General features: G+C 52.8%; 8 protein-coding genes. 6 read left to right on the top strand and 2 right to left on the bottom strand.

The features are described 5' to 3' along the window. The 5 genes from IM267_RS19890 to IM267_RS19870 all read left to right on the top strand — a co-directional run. On the top strand, positions 1–326 hold a 326-nt coding region (locus tag IM267_RS19890), incomplete at its 5' end, for a sugar tyrosine-protein kinase (RefSeq protein ID WP_193034135.1). A gap of 1231 nt (positions 327–1557) precedes the next feature. Then, positions 1558–2733 carry an MFS transporter gene (locus IM267_RS19885; RefSeq protein WP_193034134.1) on the top strand — a complete coding sequence of 392 codons (1176 nt, stop codon included), beginning with the start codon at positions 1558–1560 and terminating at the stop codon, positions 2731–2733. Further along, the gene (yidZ, locus tag IM267_RS19880) at positions 2702–3673 is read left to right on the top strand and encodes an HTH-type transcriptional regulator YidZ (RefSeq protein ID WP_063868605.1); all 972 of its coding nucleotides are present in this window, start codon (positions 2702–2704) and stop codon (positions 3671–3673) included. Before IM267_RS19885 ends, yidZ begins: the two co-directional genes overlap by 32 nt. Positions 3674–3795: 122 nt before the next feature. Then, the gene (locus IM267_RS19875) at positions 3796–4542 is read left to right on the top strand and encodes a 4'-phosphopantetheinyl transferase superfamily protein (protein ID WP_193034133.1); all 747 of its coding nucleotides are present in this window, start codon (positions 3796–3798) and stop codon (positions 4540–4542) included. 36 nt (positions 4543–4578) lie between these two features. Beyond that, positions 4579–5145 (top strand): NADPH-dependent FMN reductase, encoded by a 567-nt coding sequence (locus IM267_RS19870; protein WP_003861147.1) that lies wholly within the window; start codon positions 4579–4581, stop codon positions 5143–5145. 91 nt (positions 5146–5236) lie between these two features. On the opposite strand, the gene adeP is transcribed toward IM267_RS19870, so the two are convergent. Further along, a complete protein-coding gene (gene adeP / locus IM267_RS19865; RefSeq protein ID WP_139152660.1) occupies positions 5237–6574 on the bottom strand; it encodes an adenine permease AdeP in 1338 nt (445 codons plus the stop codon). A gap of 165 nt (positions 6575–6739) precedes the next feature. On the opposite strand from adeP, the gene yieH reads away from it, so the two are divergent. Then, positions 6740–7405, top strand: a complete 666-nt coding sequence (gene yieH, locus IM267_RS19860; protein ID WP_022649879.1) for a 6-phosphogluconate phosphatase — start codon at positions 6740–6742, stop codon at positions 7403–7405. Positions 7406–7449: 44 nt separating this feature from the next. Here yieH and phoU read toward each other — a convergent pair whose 3' ends face one another. Further along, entirely contained in the window at positions 7450–8175 is a 726-nt protein-coding gene (phoU, locus tag IM267_RS19855; protein WP_003861153.1) for a phosphate signaling complex protein PhoU, read from the bottom strand. Between the last annotated feature and the right edge of the window lie 6 nt (positions 8176–8181).

The following is an 8181-nucleotide window of genomic DNA, read 5'->3' as shown; positions in this document are numbered from 1 at the left end:
ACTATCAGAGTTTATATAATAAAAACGATTTCTCCACTTTATATACTAATGGGACTGATGAATTTAAAAAAATCACAAGCAAAGAAGATTTTTTTACGTTAATGAAAAGAAAAAAGGAAGTTTTAGGTGATTTTATAAAGTCTGATTTGATATCAAGTAATGTCATCAACTCTAACGTAGTAGTACTTTCTTATCGTTCAGTATATAACCACTATTCATTAATAGAGGAGTTTACTTTAATAAGAAAAGATGAACGGGATAAATTGCGTTTAGGAACGTATTTTATTGATGACGGAGGCAAGCGTGGGAAAGTTATAAAACTATAAAAAATCCATTTAAAATGAAATAGAATAAAATCGTAAATAACACAAATGAATAATTCATGAGTGGAATGCGGCGACGGGATAAAGTGCAGCCACTAAATGTTACCTCGATTATACAAGGATAGACGGGAAAAATGATTGGCGCAGCAATAATATCAGCTATAAATCCACCATCCGGCAGTCGACAGGCTGGCAGAAGGGGAACTGTATCCAGGGTTGCTGGCAATGTGGTGGAATAACAGTAACAACGAAGACGCAGCGTTCATTTACCGTTATGACGAACACAGCAAGCTGACAGAAAAGGATGAATGCCTAATCCTCGAAGGCTGTAGCCATAGCCACCACTATTATTATGATAACCTGCATCGGCTGGTACATTACCGCTGTGAATAACAGGGAGCCGCACTGCTGGAAAGCCGTTAACTTTATAACTCGCTGGTCCATCGCTCGGTAAACGGGTGCGGGCCGCGAAAAATATATATGATCGCTGCGGGATCAAACAATTATATAGCCATGTATAATCCAGGTCACATTTATAATCATGGGTAGACATCACTGAGATATTATATCCAAGACGCAACATTATATAGTGAAACAGAAGCCTTAAATGAATAAGCGCAATAAATTCACTTGAATTATTTAACTCTAAACAACCGGACAACCTAACGCTTGAAAAAACAAGCATTGTAATTATTGAACACCTCTGCTTTTCAAGCACACCTACCACCCAAAAATAACCCAAAAACATTATACCCCATTATTTTTATGCATTACTAAAAACTATCTAAAATCTTATACATGGCTCTCAGTAGCTTTTTACAATGTATTGAAAGATGCCACCAAAAAATATAGCAAAATTAATATTGGCGGAATTAGCAATTCCAAAAACGCCATCAATCAATACATATCAAAAATAATAATATATATAACAAATACGAACCAAGAATAATGCATGATATAGCATAGGTGTTTTACACATTATTGCAGAAAAACTGTGATTTGATTACGCTAAAAGAGGACAGTATGGGCCAAAGCGTTATAGCTAACTGAAACTCAAAAATGCCCTTGCGATTATGCTCAACCTTCATCACGGTTTTAGAGTCCTTAGCAAGATAGGCTGCCGGTTACGCTGATGATTATTTTTTCCTTTCAGGAAATCACCATTGTCCAAATGGCAACTCGCTTTATCCCCTCCATGCCCCCTATCCTGCATGCCTGCATCCATGGGGGATTTATGGCTCGTTTTCTGTTCTGTAGTTTTGCACTCGTTCTGCTTTATCCATCCGGCATTGATATGTATCTGGTGGGGCTACCGCATATTGCCCGCGATCTGGGGGCCAGCGAGGCGCAGCTGCACATCGCGTTTTCGGCCTACCTTGGGGGGATGGCGTCGTCGATGGTGTTTGCCGGGAAAATCGCGGATAAAGCCGGTCGTCAGCCCGTCGCCATTACGGGTGCGGTTATTTTTGCGCTGGCATCGGTACTGTGTTCAATGGCTCAGGAAAGCACGATGTTCCTGGCAGGGCGCTTTATTCAGGGCATTGGCGCGGGCGGATGCTACGTGGTGGCGTTTGCCATTCTTCGCGATACCTTAAGCGCCCAGCGCCGCGCCAGGGTGCTGTCGATGCTGAACGGCATTACCTGCATCATCCCGGTGCTGGCGCCGGTCGTGGGCTACCTGATCATGCTGAAATTTCCATGGCAGAGCCTTTTCTGGACCATGGCCACCATGGGCACTATCGTCTTTATTCTGTCCGTGACGGTGCTGAAAGAGACCCATCCCGGTTCGCAGCAGATGCACCACGCTGCTACCTTTCATCCGGCTGAAAAGCTTCTGAATCGCTTTTTCCTGAGCCGCCTGACCATCATCACGCTCAGCGTGGCGGTGATCCTCACCTATGTAAACGTTTCCCCGGTGTTACTGATGGAAACGATGGGCTTCGATCGCGGTGAGTATTCGACGATGATGGCGCTCAATGCGATGGTCAGCATGGTGGTTTCATTCTCGATGCCCTTTGCACTCAATATTTTCCGCCAACGCACGATGATGCTCACTTCACAGACGCTGTTTCTCGCCGCCAGCGTCATTCTGGCGACCGCCACCTCACACGCGCTGATGCTGGTGAGTATGACCCTGATCTGCGCCGGATTCTCCGGCGGCTTCGGCGTGGCGATGAGTCAGGCGCTTGGTCCGTTCTCACTGCGGGCTGGCGTGGCAAGCTCGGTGCTGGGCATTGCGCAGGTCTGCGGTTCGTCGCTGTGGATTTGGCTGGCGGCAGTGATCGGCCTTCACGCGCTGAATATGCTGATCGGGGTGCTGATTGGCTGTAGCATACTTAGCATTATCTTACTTATGGTCATCCAGCCCGCGGCGCACTATGAAGAAGCCCATCAGCAGTCTCGATCTTAATCTTTTACTTTGCCTGCAACTGTTGTTGCAGGAGCGCAGCGTCACCAAAGCCGCGAAGCGGATGAACGTGACGCCGTCCGCGGTGAGTAAATCGCTGGCGAAGCTGCGCGACTGGTTCGACGATCCGCTGTTTGTAAAAACGCCTTTAGGACTACTGCCCACGCCGCTGACGGTGAGCCTGGAACAGGACCTGGCCGACTGGATGCAGATTGGTAATCAGATCGTCGATAAATCTCACCACAGCTCTCCTGGCGGGCTCAAGTTTGTGCTCGCCGCCGAAACGCCGCTGATGCTGATTCGCTTTAACACCCTGCTGGAGCAGGTGAATCAGCGCTACCCGCAGGCGACGGTGAAGTTGCGCCAGTGGGATTACGATTCGCTGGACGCCATTACGCGCGGGGAGGTTGATCTCGGTTTTACCGGCCGCGAAACGCACCCGCGCTCCCGCGAGCTGCTGAAGCTGATGCCATGGTTTATTGACTACGAAATCCTGTTCAGCGACCGTCCGTGCGTCTATTTGCGAGAAGACCATCCGGCACTTCGCGAAGCGTGGAACCTCGAGACGTTTCTGCGCTACCCGCACATCAGCATCTTCTGGGAGCGCAGCGATACCTGGGCGCTTGATGAGGTGCTAAAGGAGATGGGCCGCGAGCGCAACGTCGCCATGTGCCTGCCCGGCTTTGAACAGTCGATGTTTGTGGCGGCCCAGCCGGACCACAACTGCATTGCCACTGCGCCTTACTACTGCCATCACTATAATCAACTCCACCAGCGTAAACTTGTATGCCTTCCCATTCCCATCGATGAGGCACAGGCAGAAAAGTTGACCGTCCCCTTCACGCTCATCTGGCATAAGCGGAACAGCCATAATCCGAAAATTATCTGGCTGCGCGAAACCATAAAAGCCCTGTATACCGCGCCAGGTCAGGTTTTTGCCTAAGATAATGTAAAGTTCGGTCCTCAGGCTTCTCTTATTTCTATTTACTGATTAAAACAGAAGCTGAGTTAAGCGATAATCATGTAACCGTTTAACCGACTACGACCATTATCAAGGAGCGAAAAATGGCTACGCACTTTGCACGAGGAACATTAGCGGAAGGGCATCTCGTATCGGCCAGAATTTCTTCAGCCTGCCACGGTGAGGCGCTCAAGCTACCTGAACACCGCAGGACGCGGTTTTTAGCCTCCAGAGCACTTCTCGCAGAACTGCTTTTTATGCTGTACGGCACCAGCGAATTACCGGACATACTCACCCAGCCAGAAGGTCGCCCGGTTTTTGCGGACCCGGCACTCCCCCATTTTTCCATTGCGTACACCGGCAACATTGTTGGCGTCGCGCTGACCACCGAAGGCGATTGCGGGCTGGATATGGAGTTGCAACGCGTCACGCGCAGCTTCCACGGGGCTAACGCGCTTGATGAATACCCGCTCTCAAGCAATGAAATGCTGTGGATACGTAACCAGAACGACCCCGTTGAAGCCAGAGCGCAGCTCATTACCCTTCGCCAGAGCATCCGCAAACTGAGCGGTGCGGCGTCAGACGACGCCAGCCTGTTGCAGCTGCTGCCTGGCTCCGGACGCCTGCGGGCCACAAAAGCCTCGCTGGTAGAGGCGCTCAGCGACGCTGAGGACGTGTTGATCTGGTCTGTTGCGGTGAGTCCCGCCATCGAACGGCTGAAAATCTGGGAATTTGACAGTATTCGCGGTTGGCGTAGTCTTCCGGATGTCCCCGAGCGCGCCAACGAGCCCGCCGCGCGCCTGATGCGATTAACCAGTTTACCGGCAGAAAAAGCATACACCCATAGCTGATCCGTCCAGGATCATCATGATGAAACAGGAGTAATCATGTCTGATACGTTGAAAGTTGTTACGTTACTGGGAAGCCTGCGCAAAGGTTCTTTTAACGGGATGGTTGCACGCACGCTGCCGCAGCTGGCGCCTGCGGGAATGGAAATCAGTGCCCTGCCGTCTATTGGCGACATCCCGCTTTATGATGCTGACGTTCAGCAGGAAGAAGGGTTCCCGCAGAGCGTGGAAGCGATAGCCGAGCAGATCCGCCAGGCTGACGGCGTGGTGATTGTAACGCCAGAGTATAACTACTCGGTGCCGGGTGGCCTGAAGAACGCGATTGACTGGTTATCCCGTTTACCGGAGCAGCCGCTGTCAGGCAAACCGGTGCTGATCCAGACCAGCTCTATGGGCGCTATCGGCGGCGCGCGCTGCCAGTATCACCTGCGTCAGATCCTGGTGTTCCTGGATGCGATGGTCATGAACAAGCCGGAATTTATGGGCGGTGTGATTCAGAACAAGGTCGACCCGCAGACGGGTGAAGTGGTGGATCAGAGCACGCGTGACCATCTGTCTGGCCAGCTGACCGCGTTTGGGGATTATATTAAGCGGGTTAAAGCCTGATAAAAAAGCCCGGTGGCGCTAGCGCTTACCGGGCCTACACGCGTCAGTAGGTCAGGTAAGCGAAGCGCCACCTGACACCACAAACCGCACCTTAGTGCGCGTCAATAAACACAATCTTCAGCACAAACAGCAGCGCCACAATCATCACGCACGGGCTGAGTTCGCGGAAGCGACCGGTACCGATCTTCATCACGCAGTAAGAGATAAAGCCCAGCGCGATCCCTTCGGTGATCGAGAAGCTGAACGGCATCATTACGGCTGTAATAAAGGCTGGCACCGCTTCGGTTAAATCTTCCCACTTCACGCGCGCCAGGCTCGAGGTCATCAGCACGCCGACATAAATCAGCGCACCCGCCGCCGCGTACGGTGGCACCATCCCGGCGAGTGGAGAGAGGAAGATCACCAGCAGGAACAGCAGACCCACCACCACCGCCGTCAGGCCGGTACGGCCGCCCACGGAGACGCCGGAAGAGGATTCAATGTAAGCGGTAACAGACGAGGTGCCGATGAAAGAACCCGCAACGGAAGAGATGCTATCCACATACAGCGCCTGCTTCATGCGCGGGAATTTGCCTTTCTCGTCCGCCAGACCCGCTTTGTCCGTCACGCCAATCAGCGTACCGGAGGAGTCAAACAGGTTGACCAGCATGAAGGAGAAGATCACCCCCGCCAGGCCCAGGTTCAGAGAGCCCGCCAGATCAACGTGACCAATCACGGTAGAGACGCTCGGCGGCGCAGAGACAATACCGCTGTAATGCACGTCACCCAGCATCCAGCCCAGCAGCGTGGTCACGATGATAGAGACTAGCACCGCAGCGTGGATGTTGCGCGACGCCAGGATCGCGATGATGAAGAAGCCCAGCACGCCCAGCAGCACGCTGTGCGAGGTCAGGTTACCGATGCTCACCAGGGTTTCCGGGTTCGCCACGATCACACCGGCGTTTTTTAGCCCCATCATGCCGATGAACAGACCGATACCGCTGGTGATACCCACGCGCAGGCTCACCGGGATATTGGCAATCATCCAGTAGCGGACGCGGAAGATAGTCAGCAGCAGCAGGCCGACCGCGCCCCAGAAGATAGCGCCCATACCAACCTGCCACGGCAGGCCCATCGCCTGAACCACCACGAACGCGAAGAACGCGTTCAGACCCATCGCCGGGGCCAGCGCCACGGGCAGGTTAGCGAAAACGCCCATCAGAATGCTGCCAAGGGCCGCGATCAGACAGGTGGTAACAAAGACGGCGCTGGTGTCCATGCCAGCCACGCCCAGAATTTGCGGGTTCACAAAAACGATGTAGACCATCGTCAGGAAGGTAGTAAAACCGGCGATCACTTCGGTGCGTGCCGTTGTGCCGTGCTCGCGCAGTTTGAATACGCGCTCAAGCAGACCCTGACCAGATGTCTGGGTTGTGTGTTGTTGACTCATCATCAATTTCCGAACAAGGAGGGAAAATTCGTCGCTATCCTATACCAAAATGCGACAATAGTGGCGGTTACGGGATACTTTTTTCATTGATTTTGCTTATACGGCAACGATTGCGTCTCGTAAATCTGTCGTACGTAAACGTTAAACTTGTTAAAAGGGAAGGGCATGTCCGGAATTGAAGCGGTATTTTTCGACTGTGACGGTACGCTGGTCGACAGTGAGGTCATTTGTTCCCGCGCGTATGTCGCCATGTTCCAGGAATTTGGCATTACGCTCGATCTCGAAGAGGTGTTCAAACGCTTTAAGGGCGTGAAGCTGTACGAGATCATCGACATCATTAACGAAGAGCACGGGGTGGATCTGGCGAAAGCGGATCTGGAACCGGTGTACCGCGCCGAGGTCGCACGCCTCTTCGACGCCGAGCTGGAGGTTATCGCCGGCGCTAACGCGCTGCTGGATGCGATGACGGTGCCGATCTGCGTGGTCTCTAACGGCCCGGTCAGCAAAATGCAGCATTCGCTCGGCAAGCTGGACATGCTACACCACTTCCCGGAAAAACTGTTCAGCGGCTACGATATTCAGCGCTGGAAGCCCGATCCGGCATTGATGTTCCACGCGGCGAAGGCGATGAACGTCAACGTGGAGAACTGCATTCTGGTGGATGACTCGTCTGCGGGCGCGCAGTCGGGGATTGATGCAGGAATGGAAGTGTTTTACTTCTGTGCCGACCCGCACAACAAGCCGATCGATCATCCAAAAGTGACGACCTTTACCGACCTGGCTCAGCTGCCAGAACTGTGGAAGGCGCGGGGTTGGGATATTACGCGTTAAGCTAACGTAGGGCGGGTAAGCGCCAGCGCCACCCGCCACAAACATCACTCTTTCGGATCTTTACCCGCCAGCAGCTTGTCCAGCTCGTCGCCGCCCACGTGACGGAAGTCCTGCCCCTTCACGAAGTAGAAAATGTATTCACAAATGTTCTGGCAGCGGTCGCCAATACGCTCGATTGAGCGCGCGCAGAACAGCGCGGTCAGCACGCTTGGAATGGTACGGGAATCTTCCATCATGTAGGTCATCAGCTGACGCACAATGCCTTCGTATTCCTGGTCAACTTTCTTGTCTTCACGGTAGATACGCACCGCTTCGTCCAGATCCATGCGCGCAAAGGCGTCCAGCACGTCGTGCAGCATCTGCACGGTGTGGCGACCGAGAGACTCCAGGCTGACCAGCAGCGGCTGGTGCTGCTGAGAGAATTTCTCCAGCGCGGTGCGGCAGATTTTATCCGCGACGTCGCCAATACGCTCCAGCTCGGCGATAGTTTTGATGATCGCCATGACCAGACGCAGATCGCTCGCGGTCGGCTGACGCTTGGCAATGATGCGCACACACGCTTCGTCGATGGCGACTTCCATCATATTGACGTTGTGATCGCCTTCGATAACGCGCTTCGCCAGCTCGCTGTCCTGGTTGTGCATCGCCGTGATCGCATCAGAAAGCTGCTGCTCGACCATGCCGCCCATGGTCATCACCTGGGTGCGAATGCTTTCCAGCTCTGCGTTGAACTGGCCTGAAATGTGTTTATTAAGATTGAGGTTGTCCATGGTTTC

This window comes from Enterobacter cloacae complex sp. P15RS, from assembly GCF_014895905.1.
GTDB lineage: Bacteria > Pseudomonadota > Gammaproteobacteria > Enterobacterales > Enterobacteriaceae > Enterobacter > Enterobacter quasihormaechei.
The sequence above is the reverse complement of the archived record's forward strand: the minus strand, read 5'-3'. Positions and strand labels throughout refer to the sequence as shown.

Coding starts and splice junctions, on each gene's coding strand:
- adeP (WP_139152660.1), bottom strand. CDS start 6,574: ATGAGTCAACAACACACAACCCAGACATCTGGTCAGGGTCTGCTTGAG.
- IM267_RS19870 (WP_003861147.1), top strand. CDS start 4,579: ATGTCTGATACGTTGAAAGTTGTTACGTTACTGGGAAGCCTGCGCAAA.
- yieH (WP_022649879.1), top strand. CDS start 6,740: ATGTCCGGAATTGAAGCGGTATTTTTCGACTGTGACGGTACGCTGGTC.
- phoU (WP_003861153.1), bottom strand. CDS start 8,175: ATGGACAACCTCAATCTTAATAAACACATTTCAGGCCAGTTCAACGCA.
- IM267_RS19885 (WP_193034134.1), top strand. CDS start 1,558: ATGGCTCGTTTTCTGTTCTGTAGTTTTGCACTCGTTCTGCTTTATCCA.
- IM267_RS19875 (WP_193034133.1), top strand. CDS start 3,796: ATGGCTACGCACTTTGCACGAGGAACATTAGCGGAAGGGCATCTCGTA.
- yidZ (WP_063868605.1), top strand. CDS start 2,702: ATGAAGAAGCCCATCAGCAGTCTCGATCTTAATCTTTTACTTTGCCTG.